Below are 17,069 nucleotides of genomic sequence, written 5' to 3'. Positions count from 1 at the left end.
ACCGTGCCGGGCTTCACCGGGAAAGGTGGAGGTTTCGATGTCTGTGGTTGCGGAAAAGCAGGAAGCCGCGGCGGATCAACGCGGACGGCGTGCCGGCGGGCGCGAGGCGCGCCGCGCCATGCGGGCGGCGCCGCTGGCCGACGACGTGCGGCCTGTGCGGCCGGGGCTGGAGGGCGGCCGCTATGCGCCGCTGGCCCACAACGATCTGGAGCGCATCCACGAAGCGGTGCTGACGCTGCTGGAGACGGTGGGCTTCGCCAATGCCATCCCGTCCTGCATCGAGGCGCTGACCCGCGTCGGCGCCGTCCACGGCGCGGACGGCCGCATCCGCTTCCCGCGCAACCTGGTGCTCGACACGATCCGCAAGGCGGCCCGCCACTTCACGCTGCACGGGCAGGATCCGAAGCACGACATGCTGATCCAGGGCAAGCGCGTGCACTACGGCACGGCGGGTGCGGCGGTGCATCTGGTCGACGTCGAGAAACGCGAATACCGCGAGTCGCTGCTGCAGGACATCTATGACGCGGCCCGCCTGGTGGACGGGCTCGACAACATCCATTTCTTCCAGCGGCCGATGGTGCCGCGCGACATTCCCGACCCGCTCGATATGGATTTCAACACGCTCTACGCCTGCGTGATGGGCACGTCGAAGCATGTCGGAACCTCGTTCACCGTTCGCGAGAACGTCGCGCCGGCACTGGAAATGCTCTATGCGATCGCCGGCGGCGAGGAGAATTTCCGCGCCCGGCCCTTCGTCTCCAACTCCAACTGCTTCGTCGTGCCGCCGATGAAATTCGCCGAGGACGCCTGCGGCGTGCTCGAAGCCTGCGTGGAAGGCGGCATCCCGATCCTGCTCCTGTCGGCCGGGCAGGCCGGCGCCACGGCACCCGCAGCGATCGCCGGCGCGGTGGTGCAGGCGGTGGCGGAAGTCCTGGCGGGACTGGTCTATGTCAATGCCATAAAGCCCGGGCATCCGGCCATCTTCGGCACCTGGCCCTTCGTCTCGGACCTGCGCACCGGCGCCATGTCCGGCGGCTCGGCCGAGCAGGCGCTGCTGACGGCAGCCTGCGCGCAGATGGCGCAGTTCTATGACCTGCCGGGCGGCTCGGCCGCAGGCATGGCCGATTCCAAGCTGCCCGACATCCAGTCCGGCTTCGAAAAAGGCATAACCGACGTCATGGCCGGGCTGTCGGGGCTCAACCTCGTCTACGAATCGGCCGGCATGCACGCCTCGCTGCTCGGCTTCTGCCTGGAAAGCCTCATCATCGACAACGACATGCTGGGCTATTGCCAGCGCTGCGTGCGCGGCATCGAAGTCACGGACGCGGCCCTTTCGGTCGAGACCATCGCGGACGTCTGCCTGAACGGCCCTGGCCATTATCTCGGCCACGAGCAGACGCTCAAGCTGATGCAGACCGAGTATTTCTATCCGGCCGTGGGCGACCGGTTCTCGCCGAAGGAGTGGAACGAGAAGGGCAAGCCCGACATATTGCAGCGCGCGATCGCCGAGAAGAAGCGCGTGCTGGCGGAGCGCTTCCCTCGGCATGTGCCGCGGGCCGTCGACGACCGCCTGCGCGCCCGCTTCGCCAACCTCATCCAGTTGCCGCGCAGTTCCATGGGCTGGTGAGACCCGGCCTTTCCTCCCCCTCACCCCGAGGGGGAAGGAGGCGACATCGCCGCCTAGTGATTGTCCCGCGGCATCCCCTTCGTGTGGGCGACGTCCTGGTATTTGACCGCCGGCTTCAGCACCATGCCTTCCGAGAACTGGTCGACTATGGCTCGCTGGATCTCCTGCCAGGGCGTCTGGTGCTGCGGATAATGGTAGCCGCCATCGGCGGCGAGCGCGCCGCGCCGCGCCGCAAGCTCCTCGTCGGAAATGAGGATGTCGGCCGTGCCCTTCCTGAGATCGATGCGCACCCGGTCGCCGGTCTTCAGCAGCGCCAGCCCGCCGCCCACGGCCGCCTCCGGCGAGGCGTTGAGGATCGACGGCGTGCCCGACGTGCCCGACTGGCGGCCGTCGCCGATGCAGGGCAGCGAATGGATGCCGCGCTTGATGAGGTAGGCCGGCGGCTGCATGTTCACCACCTCCGCCCCGCCCGGATAGCCGACAGGGCCGGCGCCGCGCATGAACAGGATGGTGTGCTCGTCTATTCCCTCGGCCGGGTCGTCGATGCGGGCGTGGTAGTCCTCCGGCCCGTCGAACACCGCCGCCTTGCCCTCGAACGCCTCCGGGTCCTGGGGGTTCGACAGGTAACGGTCGCGGAACTCCTTGGAGATCACGCTGGTCTTCATGATGGCCGAGTCGAACAGGTTGCCCTTGAGGTTGATGAAGCCTGCCTCCTTCACCAGCGGGTCGGAGACAGGGCGGATGACCTTGGTGTCCATGTTCTCGGCGTTGGCGCAGTTCTCGCCCATGGTCCTGCCGTTGACGGTGCGGGCGCCCGGATGCGGCAGCAGCCCGGCCTTCATCAACTCGGCCACGACCACCGGCACGCCGCCGGCATGGTGATAGTCCTCGCCCAGATATTCGCCGGCCGGCTGGAGGTTGACCAGAAGCGGGATCTTGTGCCCGACGGCCTGCCAGTCGTCGTTGGTGAGCGGCACGCCGAGATGGCGGGCGATGGCGTTGAGGTGGATCGGCGCATTGGTGGAGCCGCCGATGGCGGAGTTGATGACGATGGCGTTCTCGAAGGCTTCGCGCGTCATGATGTCGGACGGCTTCAGGTCCTCGTGCACCATCTCCACGATGCGGCGGCCGGTCTCGTAGGAGATCTGGCCGCGCTCGCGATAGGGCGCGGGGATGGCGGCCGAGCCTGGAAGCTGCATGCCCAGCGCCTCGGCCAGGCTGTTCATCGTGGTGGCGGTGCCCATGGTGTTGCAGTAGCCGGTCGACGGCGCCGAGGAGGCGACGATGTCCATGAACTCGTCATAGTCGATCTCGCCGGCCGAGAGCCGCTGGCGCGACTCCCACACGATAGTGCCGGAGCCGGTGCGCTTGCCCTTGTGCCAGCCGTTAAGCATCGGCCCGACCGACAAGGCGATCGCCGGGATGTTGACGGTGGCCGCCGCCATGAGCAGCGCCGGCGTGGTCTTGTCGCAGCCGACGGTCAGCACCACGCCGTCGATCGGGTAGCCATAGAGAACCTCGACCAGCGACAGATAGGCGAGGTTGCGATCGAGCGAGGCGGTGGGACGCTTGCCCGTCTCCTGGATCGGATGGCAGGGGAACTCGAAGGGGATGCCTCCGGCGGCCTCGATGCCGGCGCGGATGCGCTTGGCAAGCTCCAGATGGTGGCGGTTGCAGGGCGACAGGTCCGATCCGGTCTGGGCGATGCCGATCAGCGGCTTGCCCGATTGCAATTCCGCCCGGGTCAGGCCGAAATTCAGATATCGCTCCAGATAGAGCGCCGTCATGCCAGGATTGTCGGGGTTGTCGAACCATTCCTGCGAGCGGAACTTCTTGGTCCGGGTGGGTGCGCCTGCCATGGGAGAGTCTCCGTATTTGTAAGACAAATGGTTATGGCAAGCGGGGCGCGCAGGCAAGAGGCAGCGCGCCGCAGGGCCGACGCTCCGGGCGCCGCCCCGGACTTTGGTGCGATAGACACAAGCCGTGCCGCAGGCTACGCCTGATCCGCTAGCAAAGGGAGGTTTTTCTCATGGCGTTGGTGATCGAAGGCGAGGAGCGCATCGCCGCCCCCATTCAGAAAGTGTGGGAAGCGCTGAACGACCCGGACGTGCTCAGGGAAAGCATTCCCGGCTGCCAGAGCCTGGAGAAGAAGTCCGACACGGAACTGGCGGCCACCGTGGTTCTCAAGATCGGGCCGATCAAGGCGACCTTCCAGGGAGAGGTCACGCTGTCGAACCTCAACCCGCCGCATTCCTACACCATCCAGGGCGAGGGCAAGGGCGGCATCGCCGGCTTCGCCAAGGGCGGGGCCGACGTTACGCTGAGCGAGGACGGCGCGGACACGACCGTGCTGAAATATGCAGCCAAGGCGGATGTCGGCGGCAAGATCGCCCAGCTCGGCAGCCGGCTGATCGATTCCACCTCGCGCAAGCTGGCGGGACAGTTCTTCTCCACCTTCGGCGAGAAGGTAGGCGGAACAGACGCCACCGCCTGAGGTGCCGCAGGCTCCCGCCATCGAGGGAGCCGCGGGCACGTTGGGGGCAGCTATTCGAACACGATAGACGGCACGGCGCCGTCCGCCGCCGTCTTTTCCTCCTGCAGGCGCTCCCAGACCTTGGCGGCGATGGCGCGGTAGATTTTCGCCTCGGCCCCGTCCGGCTTGGCGGCGACCACGGGGCGGCCCTCGTCGGAGCTTTCGCGGATGCCCATCTCCAGCGGCACCTCACCGAGGAAAGCCACGCCCAGCCGCTCGGCTTCCTTGCGGGCACCGCCGTGGCCGAAGATGTCGTAGCGCTTGCCGGTGTCGGGGGCGATGAAATAGCTCATGTTCTCCACGATGCCGATCACCGGCACGTTGACCTTGCGGAACATGTTGAGCCCTTTGCGGGCGTCGATGAGCGCCAGGTCCTGCGGCGTGGAGACGATGACGGCGCCGGCCAGCGGCACTTGCTGGGCCATGGTGAGTTGGGCATCGCCTGTGCCGGGTGGCATGTCGACCACCAGCACGTCGAGCGGACCCCATTCGACCTCGCGCAGCATCTGCGTCAGCGCCGAGACCACCATGGGCCCGCGCCAGATCATCGGCGTCTCCTCGTCCACGAGGAAGCCCATGGACATGACCTTGAGGCCGTAGTTGAGCATCGGCTTCAGCACCTTGCCGTCGGCGCTTTCGGGCCGGCCGCGAATGCCGAGCAGGCGCGGCATGGAGGGGCCGTAGATGTCGGCGTCGAGCACGCCGACCTTCAGACCGTTGGCGGCGAGGCCCAGCGCGATGTTGACGGCGGTGGTGGACTTGCCGACGCCCCCCTTGCCAGAGGCGACCGCCACGATCGCCTCGATGCCCGGTACGCCGCGCTTGCCGGACGTGCGCGAGGCAGGCGCCGGCGCATGCGAAGGGCGCGCGGGCGGCGGTGCCGCGGGGCGGACGGGGGCCGGGCGCGGCGGCGGGGCGCTTTCCATGCCGCCGCCCTTCTTTTCGGCCGTCAGCGCCACCATGACGCTGGCGACGCCGGGAATGGCCTTGACTACGCGTTCGGCGGCCGCACGCAGCGGTTCCATCTCGTTGGCGCGGGCGGCCGGCACGGTGATGGAGAAAAACACCTTCGCGTCGGCGACGAAGATTTCCGAGACAAGGCCGAGATCGACGATGTTGCCGGTAAAATCCGGGCCGGTCACTGTCCGCAGGCGCTCTATGACGGCTTCCCTGGAGACGGACATGGCGGTTTCCTCATGCTGGCTTGCGGCTATGGGTGACATAGAGCACTTTCCCGGCCGCTCCAAGCGCCAGACCGCGCCTTCAGCCTGCCAGCGACACCATGACATAGACCAGCGCCGAAATCGCGGCTGTGGCCGGAAGCGTGACGACCCAGGCGACGACGATGTTGGCGGCTATGCCCCAGCGCACCGCCGACACGCGCCGCGCGGCGCCGACGCCGACGATGGCGCCGGTGATGGTGTGCGTGGTGGAGACGGGAATGCCGAGCCAGGTCGCGGCAAACAGCGTGATCGCGCCGCCGGTTTCGGCGCAGAAGCCCTGCATGGGGTTCAGCCGCGTGATCTTGGAGCCCATCGTGTGCACGATGCGCCAGCCGCCGAACAGCGTGCCCAGCGCCAGCACGGCCTGGCAGGTCAGCACCACCCATAGCGGCACGTAGAACGTATCGCCGAGCATGCCTTGCGAATACAGCAGCACCGCGATGATGCCCATGGTCTTTTGCGCATCGTTGCCGCCGTGGCCCAGCGAATAGAGCGAGGCCGACACGAACTGCAAGACGCGGAAGGTGCGGTCCACCGCGAAGGGGGTCTGGCGCACGAACAGCCATGAGACCGTCAGGATCAGCACCAGGGCCAGCACGAAGCCCGTCAGGGGTGAAAGCACGATTGCCGACGTGGTCTTCAAAAGCCCCGACCAGACGACCGCGCCGGTGCCGGCCTTGGCCACGCCGGCGCCCACCAGGCCGCCGATCAGGGCGTGGGAGGAACTGGAGGGGATGCCGAGCACCCAGGTGAGGATGTTCCACACGATGGCGCCGGCAAGGGCCGCGAAGATGACCGTCGGGGTGACGGTATCGGCGTCGATGATGCCGGTGCCCAGCGTGTTGGCGACATGCAGGCCGAAGAACAGGAAGGCGATGAAGTTGAAGAATGCCGCCCAGAACACGGCATAATGCGGCCGCAGCACGCGTGTGGAAACGATCGTCGCGATGGAGTTGGCCGCGTCGTGCAGCCCGTTGAGGAAGTCGAAGAACAGCGCGACGGCAATCAGGCCGGCCAGCAGCGGAAGGGCGAGCGTAGCGTCCATGGGCGCGGGTCAGACGTTCTCGATGACGATGCCGTGGATCTCATCGGCCACGTCCTCGAACCGGTCCACGACCTTTTCGAGCTGGCTGTAGATCTCGGCGCCGATCACATAGGCCATGGGATCGGTGGCGCCATGACGGCGGAACAGGTCCTTCAAGCCCTTTTCGTGCAGCGCGTCGGAGCGCTCCTCGGCGCGCGTCACTTCTTCGGTGATGGCCACGAGCTGCTGGGCGTTGGCGTTTGCCTTGGCCAGCAGCGGCACGGCCTTGGCCACGAGCCTGGCCGCATCGGCGATGACGACGCCCATCTCGCGCATGATCGGATCGAATTCCGTCGCCTCGAACAGCCTCACCGTCTTGACCGTCTTGTTCATCATGTCGATGGCGTCGTCCATCGACTGGATCAGGTCCTGTATGTCCGTGCGGTCGAAGGGAGTGATGAAGGACCGCCGCACGGCCAGCATCACCTCGGCCGCAATGACGTCGGCCTCTTTCTCCAGCGCCACGATCCTGTTGCAATTGGCTTCGACGTCCTGGCCGGCCAGAAGCATCTGCAACGCCTCGGCGCCGCCGACGACTGCGCGGGCATGCTGATCGAACAAATCGAAGAAACCATCCTCGTGCGGCAGCAATTTGCGAAACCAGCCCAGCATCTTCTACCTTTCGGCCTTGGTGGAAGGCCTCCCAATAGCCTCCCTCGAGGCAACGGGGAACCATTTGTCGGCAAAAAATACGGGGATGGCGGAAAATATGGGTGGCGCGCATTTGCGGCGAAGGCTTGCGGTCGAGAGCGGATGCCGCGAACCTGCGGATGACAGTCGGGTACCTGGCTCATGATCGACAAGCTGGAATTCTTCATCGCGCTGGCCAGCGAAAAGCATTTCGGGCGGGCGGCGGAAATGTGCGGGGTGACGCAGCCCACCCTTTCGGCCGGCATCAAGCAGCTCGAGGGGCAGCTCGGCGTCATGCTGGTCAAGCGCGGCTCGCGCTTCCAGGGCCTGACGCCGGAGGGCGTGCAGGTGTTGCGCTGGGCGCGGCGCATCGTCGGCGACACGCGTTCCATGAAGGAAGAGATGCGCGCCGCCCGCCACGGCCTGTCGGGCCATATCCGCATCGCCGCCATCCCGACCGCGCTCGCCATGGTGGCGCGGCTGACCACGCCCTTCCGCGAGAAGCACCCCGGCGTCACCTTCTCCATCCTGTCGCGCACCTCCATCGAGGTGCTTACCCTGCTCGGCAATTTCGAGATCGACGCCGGCATCACCTATCTCGACAACGAGCCGCTCGGCCGGGTCGCGAGCGTACCGCTCTACGAGGAGCGCTACCAGCTCATCACCTCGACCGGAAATCCGTTCGCAGACCGCGACCGGGTGACATGGGCCGAAGTCAGCCGTCTGCCGCTGTGCCTGCTCACGCCGGACATGCAGAACCGCCGCATCATCGACCAGCATCTGGCCGAGGCGGGGGTACAGGTGCGGCCGACGCTGGAATCGAATTCGATGATCCTGCTGTTCTCGCATATCCGCACCGGCAAGTGGTCGTCGATCATGCCGCTCAACCTCACGGAAACGCTGGGTTTTTCCGAACCGATCCACGCCATCCCGATCGTCGAGCCGGATGCCAGCCACATGGTCGGGCTGGTGGCCGCCCCGCGCACGCCGCAGACGCCGCTGGTTTCGGCGCTTCTGGACGAAGCGATGGCGCTGGCAAGCGATTTCCGCAGGACGAGCTAGGCTAAAAGGGATTGTCGGCGCATCGATAGAAAATCTCTATCAACTGACGGGACGGCTTTATTGATGTCGCGGGTTTTCTCTGGCTTATTAAGCACTTAGCGAAGCCCCACATACCATCAGGGAGGGCGCTGCATGACAGTGCAGGCCGCAGGTACCGAGATAGCGACGCGCACGGCGTCGATCGTGCAGGAATTCCAGACGCTGGAAGGCCCGCTGCTGCCGATCCTGCACGGCATCCAGGAAGAATTCGGCTACGTGCCGCAAGAGGCGCTGCCGGTGATCGCATCCGCGCTCAACCTGTCGCGCGCCGAGGTGCACGGGGTCGTCAGCTTCTATCACGATTTCCGCCGCGAGCCGGCCGGACGGCATGTGCTCAAGCTGTGCCAGGCCGAATCGTGCCAGGCGATGGGCTCCGATGCGGTCGCCGCCCGCATCAAGCAGCTTCTGGGCATCGACTTCCACGAGACCACGCCCGACGGCGCGGTGACGCTGGAGCCGGTCTACTGCCTGGGCCTGTGCGCCTGCTCGCCCTCGGCCATGCTGGACGGCGAGGTGATCGGCCGGCTGGACGCCGAAAGGATCGACGAGATCGTCGCGGAGGTACGCTCATGATCCCGCGCATCTTCATTCCCGGCGATTCGGGCGCCGTGGCGCTCGGCGCCGACAAGGTGGCCGCAGCCATCGAGAAGGAACTCAAGGAACGCGGCATTGAGGCCAGGATCGTGCGCAACGGCTCGCGCGGTGCCTATTTCCTCGAACCGATGGTGGAGGTGGCCTGCGCCACCGGCCGCACCGCCTACGGACCCGTCAGGCCGGCCGACGTGAAGAGCCTGTTCGACAGCGGCTTCCTGTCCGGAGGCCATCACAAGCGCTGGCTCGGCGCGCCGGACAAGATCCCCTTTCTGGCCGGCCAGACGCGGCTGACCTTCGCCCGCTGCGGCATCATCGACCCGCTGTCGCTCGATCACTACAGGAAGCATGACGGCCTCAGGGGGCTGGAGAAGGCCGTGGCCATGGCGCCGGCCGAGATCGTCGCGCAGGTAACCGAATCGGGCCTGCGCGGACGCGGCGGCGCCGGTTTCCCCACCGGCATCAAATGGAAGACCGTGCTCGATACGAGCGCCCCCCGGAAATACATCGTCTGCAACGCCGACGAAGGCGATTCGGCCACCTTCGCCGACCGCATGATCATGGAAGGCGACCCCTTCGTGCTCATCGAGGGCATGGCGATCGCCGGCATCGCCACCGGCGCCACCAAGGGTTTCGTCTATATCCGCTCGGAATATCCGCACGCGGTCGACAAGATGAGCAAGGCCATCGAGGTCGCCCGCAGGGCCGGCGTGCTCGGGCCCAGCGTGCTGGGTTCGCCGCATGCCTTCGACATGGAAGTGCGCGTCGGCGCCGGCGCCTATGTCTGCGGCGAGGAGACCTCGCTGCTCAACTCGCTGGAGGGCAAGCGCGGCGTTGTGCGCGCCAAGCCGCCGCTGCCGGCGATCGAGGGCCTGTTCGGCAGGCCGACCGTCATCAACAACGTGATCTCGCTGGCGTCCGTGCCAATCGTCATGGACAAGGGCGCCGCCTTCTACAAGGATTTCGGCATGGGCCGCTCGCGCGGCACCATCCCGATCCAGATCGCCGGCAACGTCAAGCGGCCCGGCCTTTATGAGGTCGCTTTCGGCCTGACGCTGGGCCAGATCGTGGACGAGATCGGCGGCGGCACCGCCAGCGGCCGGCCGGTCAAGGCCGTGCAGGTAGGAGGGCCGCTCGGCGCCTATTTCCCGCGCGCCCTGTTCGATACGCCCTTCGACTACGAAGCGTTCGCGGCCAAGGACGGGCTGATCGGCCATGCCGGCATCACCGTGTTCGACGACACCGCCGACATGCTGAAGCAGGCGCGCTTCGCCATGGAGTTCTGCGCCGTCGAAAGCTGCGGCAAGTGCACGCCCTGCCGGGTCGGTGCGGTGCGCGGCGTGGAGACGCTCGACAAGCTTGCCCATGGAATCGAGCCGGACAAGCAACTCGCGCTGGTCACGGATCTGTGCAACACGATGAAATTCGGATCGCTTTGCGCGCTGGGCGGTTTCACCCCATATCCCGTTATGAGCGCGCTGACCCACTTCCCTGAAGACTTCAAGCCAGCGCCCGTCGCCGAAGCAGCGGAATAGGAGGACCGACATGGGTCTCATCACCGAAATCGACTTCGGCACGCCGGAATCGAATGCCGAACAGCAGGTCACGCTGATCGTCGACGGCAAGGCCGTGACTGTGCCGGCGGGCACCTCCATCATGCGCGCCTCCATGGAGGCCGGCATCGAGATCCCGAAGCTGTGCGCCACCGACATGCTGGACTCCTTCGGCTCCTGCCGGGTCTGCCTGGTGGAGATCGAGGGCCGCAACGGCACGCCCGCCTCCTGTACCACGCCGGTGGGAGAGGGCATGGTGGTGCACACCCAGTCGGACCGGCTTTCGGCGCTGCGGCACGGAGTGATGGAGCTTTACGCCTCCGACCACGCCATCGGTCGCGGCGAGCAGGCCGGCACCGGCGCCAGCGAGTTCGACAAGGTGGCCGCCCAGGTGGGCCTCGGCGAGAACCGCTACGGCACCGACGGCCGCAATCATGTCGCTCCCGGCAACGGCACGCTGAATGTCGACTACCTCGCCCGCGACACCACCAATCCCTATTTCGAATATGATCCGGCGCAGTGCATCGTGTGTTCGCGCTGCGTGCGCGCCTGTGAGGAGGTGCAGGGCACCTTCGCGCTGACCATCGAGGGCCGCGGCTTCGAAAGCCGCATGGTGGCCTCGATGAACGAGGACTTCATCGAATCCGAATGCGTGTCCTGCGGCGCCTGCGTGCAGGCATGCCCGACGGATGCGTTGCGCGAGAAGTCGATCCTGGAAAAGGGTTTGCCGGAGCGCTCGGTCGTCACCACCTGCGCTTATTGCGGCGTCGGCTGCTCGTTCAAGGCCGAGGTCAAGGGCGACGAGGTCGTTCGCATGATGCCCTATAAGGCCGGCCAGGCCAATCATGGCCATAGCTGCGTGAAGGGCCGCTTCGCCTATGGCTACGCCACCCACAAGGACCGCGTCCTCAGCCCGATGATCCGCGAGAAGGTCACCGACCCCTGGCGCGAGGTGAGCTGGGAAGAGGCGCTGACCCACACCGCCAACGAATTCCGCCGCATCCAGTACCAATACGGGCGCGGCGCCGTGGGCGGCATCACCTCCTCGCGCTGCACCAACGAGGAGACCTATCTCGTCCAGAAGCTGGTGCGCCAGGGTTTCGGCAACAACAATGTCGATACCTGCGCGCGCGTATGCCATTCGCCGACCGGCTATGGGCTGGGCCAGACCTTCGGCACGTCGGCGGGCACGCAGGATTTCGATTCCGTCGAGCACACCGACGTTATCTTGCTGATCGGGGCCAACCCGACCGACGCGCATCCCGTCTTCGGCTCGCGCATGAAGAAGCGCATCCGCGAGGGCGCCAAGGTGATCGTCATCGACCCGCGCCGCACCGACCTGGTGCGCTCCGTGCATGTCGAGGCGTCCTATCACGTGCCGCTGCGACCCGGCACCAACGTCGCCGTGCTGACGGCGCTCGCCCATGTCATCGTCACGGAGGGGCTGTTCAACGAAGCCTTCATCCGCGAGCGCTGCGACTGGAGCGAATTCCAGGACTGGGCATCCTTCGTGGCCCTGCCGGAAAACAGCCCGGAGGCGGTCGGGAAGCTCGCGAATGTCGATCCCGAACTGATCCGCGGCGCGGCCCGCCTCTACGCCACCGGTGGCAATGCGGCGATCTATTACGGCCTCGGCGTGACCGAGCACAGCCAGGGCTCGACCTCGGTGATGGCCATCGCCAACCTTGCCATGGCCACCGGCAATATCGGCCGGCCGGGCGTGGGCGTGAACCCGCTGCGCGGCCAGAACAACGTGCAGGGCTCGTGCGACATGGGCTCGTTCCCCCACGAATTGCCCGGCTACCGCCACATCTCCGGCGATGCGGTGCGCGAGATCTACGAGAGCCTGTGGGGCGTGAAGCTGGACGAAGAGCCCGGCCTGCGCATTCCCAACATGCTGGACGCGGCCGTGGACGGTTCCTTCAAGGGGCTCTACGTGCAGGGCGAGGACATCCTCCAGTCCGACCCCGACACCAAGCATGTGGCCGCCGGGCTCGCCGCCATGGAATGCGTGGTCGTGCACGACCTGTTCCTCAACGAGACCGCCAACTACGCCCATGTCTTCCTGCCCGGCTCCACCTTCCTGGAGAAGGACGGAACCTTCACCAACGCCGAGCGCCGCATCAACCTGGTGCGCAAGGTGCTGGAGCCCAAGGCCCGCTATGCCGACTGGGAGGCCACGCAGGAACTGGCCCGTGCCCTCGGGCTCGACTGGAACTACACCCATCCCGCGCAGATCATGGAAGAAATCGCGGCGACGACGCCCAGCTTCGCCGGCGTCTCCTTCGACCTCATCGACCGCGTCGGCTCGGTGCAGTGGCCCTGCAACGAGAAGGCGCCGCTCGGCACGCCGATCATGCATGTCGACGGCTTCGTGCGCGGCAGGGGCAAGTTCATCCGCACCGAATATGTGGCGACCGACGAGAAGACCGGCCCGCGCTTCCCGCTGCTTCTCACCACCGGACGGATTCTGTCGCAATACAATGTCGGGGCCCAGACGAGGCGCACCGGCAACGTGGCCTGGCACGGCGAGGACCGGCTGGAAATCCATCCGCACGACGCGGAGGATCGCGGCATCCGCGACGGCGACTGGGTGCGGCTCGCCTCGCGCTCCGGTTCCACCACCTTGCGCGCGCAGATCACCGACCGCGTGTCGCCGGGCGTCGTCTACACCACGTTCCATCACCCCGACACGCAGGCCAATGTGGTGACCACGGACTTTTCCGACTGGGCCACCAACTGTCCCGAATACAAGGTCACCGCCGTGCAGGTGGCGCCTTCCAACGGGCCGAGCGACTGGCAGCTCGAGTATAACGAGCAGGCGCGGCAGAGCCGCCGCGTCTCGCTGGAAGCGGCGGAGTAGGTCGTGGCGCGGCCCCCCGTCACCACCACGCAGCGCCTGGCGCGCCGTGCCGGAGGCATGGCCGCGGCTGCGCGCATGGTGCCGGAGGAAACCCCGGTGGCGCTCAGCTATGCCGGCACCACCCATGCGGTGATGATGGCGAGCCCAGCCGACCTCGAGGATTTCGCGCTCGGCTTCTCGCTGACGGAGGGCATCGTGGCCGGGCCGGACGAGATCGAGACTATCGAGGTGCAGGACCTCGGCGCCGGCATCGACATCCAGATCCGGCTGAAGGACCAGGCCAACACGCGTTTCCAGGCGCGGCGGCGGCGGCTCGCCGGCCCGGTGGGCTGCGGCCTGTGCGGCATCGAATCCATCGAGGAGGCGATGCGCGCAGTGGCACCGGTCGCCGCCTCGAAGCTCGCGCTCACCGCGAAAGACGTTGCTCTCGCGGTGCGGCTGCTTTCCCGCCAGCAGAAGCTGCATGAAGAGACCGGCGCCGTGCACGCCGCCGGCTTCTACGTGCCCGGCAAGGGCGTGGTCGCGGCGCGCGAGGATGTCGGCCGCCACAATGCGCTGGACAAGCTGGCCGGCGCGCTGGCCAGGGGCGGCATCGACGGCGCTTCCGGCGCGGTGGTGATCACCAGCCGCGTGTCCGTCGAGATGGTGCAGAAGACGGCGGCGCTTGGAGCGCCGGTCGTCATCGCCGTGTCGGCGCCGACGGCGCTGGCCGTGCGCACGGCCGAGGCCGCCGGAATGACGCTGGTGGCGCTGGTGCGCGGGGACGAGTTCGATATCTTTTCGCGCCCCGAACGGGTGAACTGCGAGGTTTCCAGGCATGTCGCATGACGAGGACCACATCCTGTCCACGAAGGAAAAGCTGGTGATGATGGCCAACCAGATCGCCACCTTCTTCCGCTCCAAGCCGCACGAGGAAGGCGTGGCCGGCGTGGCCGAGCATATCAACAAGTTCTGGGAACCCAGGATGCGGCGCCAGTTCTTCGAGATGATCGACGCCGGCGGCAAGGGCTTCCAGCCGCTGGTGCTTGAGGCTGCGTCCAGGATCAGGCGTCCCAAGCCGGAAGCTCCGCCGCCCGGCAGGGCCGCCGGCGCGCCGGGAGCGGCGATGCCGCAGGCATAGGCGCCCTCTCCTGCTGAAGCTCTGCGCGCCACGGCCGGTGGCGCGCGGACGATCCCAGCGCGGCAGCGGAAGGCTGTTCCAAACCCGCCCCCCGGCATCCGGAGCTTGTGTCGGCCGCCGCCTGGCGCTACTCAAGCGCCAATTCGGGTACGCCGACATAGGGATCACCAAAGATGCGACTTGGCGGGCGGCTGGCTGCGGCCATGGAAGTGCTGGAAGATATCGGCCGACGTCATCGCCCCGCGGCCGATGCGCTCAAGGACTGGGCGCTGTCGCATCGCTTCGCCGGCGGCGGCGACCGCGCGGCGATCGGCAACATCGTCTATGACGGCCTGCGCCGCAAGCGCTCGGCCGCCTGGCTGTTCGGCGAGGACACCGCGCGCGCGGTGGCATTCGGCGCGCTTCTGCTGGAGTGGGGCAAGGCGCCCGAGGCGCTGAATACGGCGATGCAGGAAGACAAGTTCGCCCCGCCTCTGCTGACGGAGACCGAACTTGCCAGGCTTGCCGAAGCCAGGCTTGCCGAAGCCCCGCCGGCCGAGCGCGCCGACTGCCCGGACTGGTGCGCGCCCCTGCTGGAAGGCGCCTTCGGACAGGACTGGGTGCAGGAGGGAGCGGCGCTCGCCCAGCGCCCGCCGCTCGACCTTCGCGTGAACACGCTGAAGGCAAGCCGCGAGCAGGTGCTGGCGGAACTGCGCGACACCGGCTGCCAGCCGACCGAACTCGCCCCGCACGGCATCCGCATCGCGCCGATCGAAGGCGACGGCCGCCATCCCAATGTCCAGGCCGAGACGGCCTTCCAGCAGGGCTGGTTCGAGGTGCAGGACCAGGGCTCGCAGATCGCCGGCGAGCTTGCCGGTGCCGCCCCAGGCATGCAGGTGCTGGACTATTGTGCCGGCGCAGGCGGCAAGGCGCTGGCATTGTCTGCGGCAATGCAGAACCGCGGCCAGATCTTCGCGCATGATGCGGAAAGGCAAAGGCTGGCGCCGTTGTTCGAGCGCATGCGCCGCGCCGGCAGCCGCAACATCCAGGTGATCTCGCGGCCGGGCGAGCTTGCCGGGCTGGACGCCCGCATGGACCTGGTGCTGATCGACGCGCCCTGCACCGGCAGCGGCACATGGCGCCGCCGGCCCGACGCCAAATGGCGGCTGACGCGCAAGCAGCTCGACATCCGCATGACCGAGCAGGCCGCAATCCTCGACACCGCCGAGGCCTTCGTGAAGCCGGGCGGGCTGCTGGCCTACGTCACCTGCTCGGTGTTTGCCGAGGAGAACGACGCGCAGATCGCAGCCTTCCGCGCCCGGGCGCCGCAGTTCGAGGCGGTCGACCACCATGGCCTGTGGAACGAGAAATTCCCGGGCCACCCGGCGGCGGCGCGCATCGACGGCCAGGGCGGCATTGCGCTTTCGCCCGCGCGCAGCGGCACGGACGGCTTCTATTTCTGCGCTCTGCGCCGGCGGGGCTGATCCTGCGCGGCTTGCTGCGCTGCAACATAATCATTGCCGGCCGGCGCCGGCTCTGCGATAAGCCGGCTACCGGGCAGTCTGCCCAATGGCGCAAGGGCGAGGACAATGGCAGCCAAGATCGTACCGGCCGCGGACTATGAGGAGCGCGTGCGCGCCTCCTTCGCGCGCCAGCAGGCCATGGCCACCATCGGCGCGGAGCTGACGCTGGTGACGCCTGGCATCGTCGAGATCGAGATGCCCTATTCGCCGGCACTGACGCAGCAACACGGCTTCCTGCATGCCGGTGTCATCTCCACCGCGCTGGATTCGGCCTGCGGCTACGCCGCCTTCTCCCTGATGCCCGAGAATTCGGGCGTGCTCACCATCGAGTTCAAGGTCAACCTTTTGGCGCCGGGCCGCGGCGAGCGCTTCCTGTTCCGCGGCTCGGTGACGAAGCCCGGCCGCACCATCGTGGTCGCCGACGGCCAGGCCTATGCGATCGCCGCAGACGGCGAGGCCCGGCTGATCGCCACCATGACCGGCACGATGATGACCGTCCTGGGAAGAGAGGGCATAGAGGGATAAGCAGCGATGCGCGGGCCCGGAGACGTCGACCGATGAGCGCGACCAGCCGTCCTGAAAAACCCGTCACCATCGCCGGCAGGTCCGTGCTGTTCGTCATGGCGGCGGAGGCCGAATACGGGCCGCATCTGCAGCGGCTCTTCGTCCCGCTTATGACCGGGGTGGGTCCGGTCGAGGCCGGCGTGGGGCTCGGCGCCAGACTGGCGCAACTGGCCGCCGCCAGGGCGCTGCCAGACCTCGTGGTGTCGCTCGGCTCCGCCGGCTCCCGCAGGCTGGAACAGGCGCAGATCTACCAAGCCGTGTCGGTTTCCTATCGCGACATGGATGCCTCTGCGCTCGGCATCGAAAAGGGTGTCACACCCTTTCTCGGCCTGCCGGCCACTCTGCCGCTGCCCCACCGCATTCCCGGCATCGCCGAAGCCACGCTCTCGACGGGCGCGGCGATCGTCTCCGGCGCGGCCTATGATGCGATCGGCGAGGACATGGTCGACATGGAAACCTTCGCCTGCCTGCGCGCCTGCCAGCTTTTCGACGTGCCGCTGGTGGCCTTGCGCGGCATTTCGGACGGTGCGGCCGAACTCGGGCATGTTGACGACTGGACCGCCTATCTCCACATCATCGACGAGCGGCTGGCGGCCGCAATCGGCCTGCTGGAAGAGGCGCTCGCCTGTGGCGCCATCCGCCTCGCCGAACGATGAATGCCATACCCATTGCACCCGC

The 17,069-nt window shown here is 67.2% G+C and carries 15 protein-coding genes; 11 read left to right on the top strand and 4 right to left on the bottom strand.

Features of this window, described 5'->3' with window-relative positions; translation table 11 throughout:
* Nucleotides 1–37 precede the first annotated feature (37 nt).
* Nucleotides 38–1,627, top strand: a complete 1,590-nt coding sequence (locus tag ACTDI4_RS05005; RefSeq protein ID WP_442840098.1) for a trimethylamine methyltransferase family protein — start codon at nt 38–40, stop codon at nt 1,625–1,627.
* A gap of 53 nt (nt 1,628–1,680) precedes the next feature.
* On the opposite strand, the gene ACTDI4_RS05000 is transcribed toward ACTDI4_RS05005, so the two are convergent.
* Nucleotides 1,681–3,486, bottom strand: coding sequence for an IlvD/Edd family dehydratase (locus ACTDI4_RS05000; protein WP_442840097.1), 1,806 nt, complete (start codon nt 3,484–3,486; stop codon nt 1,681–1,683).
* Between the two features lie 170 nt (nt 3,487–3,656).
* Between ACTDI4_RS05000 and ACTDI4_RS04995 the strand changes: the two genes are divergently transcribed.
* Entirely contained in the window at nt 3,657–4,121 is a 465-nt protein-coding gene (locus ACTDI4_RS04995; RefSeq protein ID WP_442840096.1) for an SRPBCC family protein, read from the top strand.
* A gap of 50 nt (nt 4,122–4,171) precedes the next feature.
* Here the strand turns inward: ACTDI4_RS04995 and ACTDI4_RS04990 are convergent, their stop codons facing one another.
* The 3 genes from ACTDI4_RS04990 to ACTDI4_RS04980 form a co-directional block, all read right to left on the bottom strand.
* Entirely contained in the window at nt 4,172–5,344 is a 1,173-nt protein-coding gene (locus tag ACTDI4_RS04990) for a P-loop NTPase (RefSeq protein ID WP_442840095.1), read from the bottom strand.
* Between the two features lie 79 nt (nt 5,345–5,423).
* Nucleotides 5,424–6,428: an anion permease gene (locus ACTDI4_RS04985; protein WP_442840094.1), complete on the bottom strand. Its 1,005-nt coding sequence runs from the start codon at nt 6,426–6,428 to the stop codon at nt 5,424–5,426.
* Between the two features lie 9 nt (nt 6,429–6,437).
* The gene (locus ACTDI4_RS04980) at nt 6,438–7,079 is read right to left on the bottom strand and encodes a DUF47 domain-containing protein (protein WP_442840093.1); all 642 of its coding nucleotides are present in this window, start codon (nt 7,077–7,079) and stop codon (nt 6,438–6,440) included.
* 180 nt (nt 7,080–7,259) lie between these two features.
* On the opposite strand from ACTDI4_RS04980, the gene ACTDI4_RS04975 reads away from it, so the two are divergent.
* From ACTDI4_RS04975 to ACTDI4_RS04935, 9 genes are all read left to right on the top strand, one after another.
* Entirely contained in the window at nt 7,260–8,159 is a 900-nt protein-coding gene (locus ACTDI4_RS04975) for a LysR family transcriptional regulator (RefSeq protein ID WP_442840092.1), read from the top strand.
* 132 nt (nt 8,160–8,291) lie between these two features.
* Nucleotides 8,292–8,771 carry a formate dehydrogenase subunit gamma gene (locus tag ACTDI4_RS04970; protein ID WP_442840091.1) on the top strand — a complete coding sequence of 160 codons (480 nt, stop codon included), beginning with the start codon at nt 8,292–8,294 and terminating at the stop codon, nt 8,769–8,771.
* Nucleotides 8,768–10,324, top strand: a complete 1,557-nt coding sequence (locus tag ACTDI4_RS04965; RefSeq protein ID WP_442840090.1) for a formate dehydrogenase beta subunit — start codon at nt 8,768–8,770, stop codon at nt 10,322–10,324. Before ACTDI4_RS04970 ends, ACTDI4_RS04965 begins: the two co-directional genes overlap by 4 nt.
* A 10-nt stretch (nt 10,325–10,334) precedes the next feature.
* Nucleotides 10,335–13,205: a formate dehydrogenase subunit alpha gene (fdhF, locus tag ACTDI4_RS04960; RefSeq protein ID WP_442840089.1), complete on the top strand. Its 2,871-nt coding sequence runs from the start codon at nt 10,335–10,337 to the stop codon at nt 13,203–13,205.
* A gap of 57 nt (nt 13,206–13,262) precedes the next feature.
* Nucleotides 13,263–14,033: a formate dehydrogenase accessory sulfurtransferase FdhD gene (gene fdhD / locus ACTDI4_RS04955; RefSeq protein WP_442843267.1), complete on the top strand. Its 771-nt coding sequence runs from the start codon at nt 13,263–13,265 to the stop codon at nt 14,031–14,033.
* Complete coding sequence (locus ACTDI4_RS04950; protein WP_442840088.1) at nt 14,023–14,325, top strand: formate dehydrogenase subunit delta; 303 nt, start codon at nt 14,023–14,025, stop codon at nt 14,323–14,325. Before fdhD ends, ACTDI4_RS04950 begins: the two co-directional genes overlap by 11 nt.
* 173 nt (nt 14,326–14,498) lie before the next feature.
* Nucleotides 14,499–15,788, top strand: a complete 1,290-nt coding sequence (locus ACTDI4_RS04945; protein WP_442840087.1) for an RsmB/NOP family class I SAM-dependent RNA methyltransferase — start codon at nt 14,499–14,501, stop codon at nt 15,786–15,788.
* A gap of 105 nt (nt 15,789–15,893) precedes the next feature.
* Nucleotides 15,894–16,352 carry a PaaI family thioesterase gene (locus ACTDI4_RS04940; protein ID WP_442840086.1) on the top strand — a complete coding sequence of 153 codons (459 nt, stop codon included), beginning with the start codon at nt 15,894–15,896 and terminating at the stop codon, nt 16,350–16,352.
* A gap of 32 nt (nt 16,353–16,384) precedes the next feature.
* Nucleotides 16,385–17,047 (top strand): 5'-methylthioadenosine/S-adenosylhomocysteine nucleosidase, encoded by a 663-nt coding sequence (locus ACTDI4_RS04935; RefSeq protein ID WP_442840085.1) that lies wholly within the window; start codon nt 16,385–16,387, stop codon nt 17,045–17,047.
* Nucleotides 17,048–17,069 lie beyond the last annotated feature (22 nt).

The organism is Mesorhizobium sp. PUT5 (genome assembly GCF_052216645.1).
Taxonomy (GTDB): domain Bacteria; phylum Pseudomonadota; class Alphaproteobacteria; order Rhizobiales; family Rhizobiaceae; genus Mesorhizobium.
This window is presented reverse-complemented; position numbering and strand designations above follow the sequence as displayed.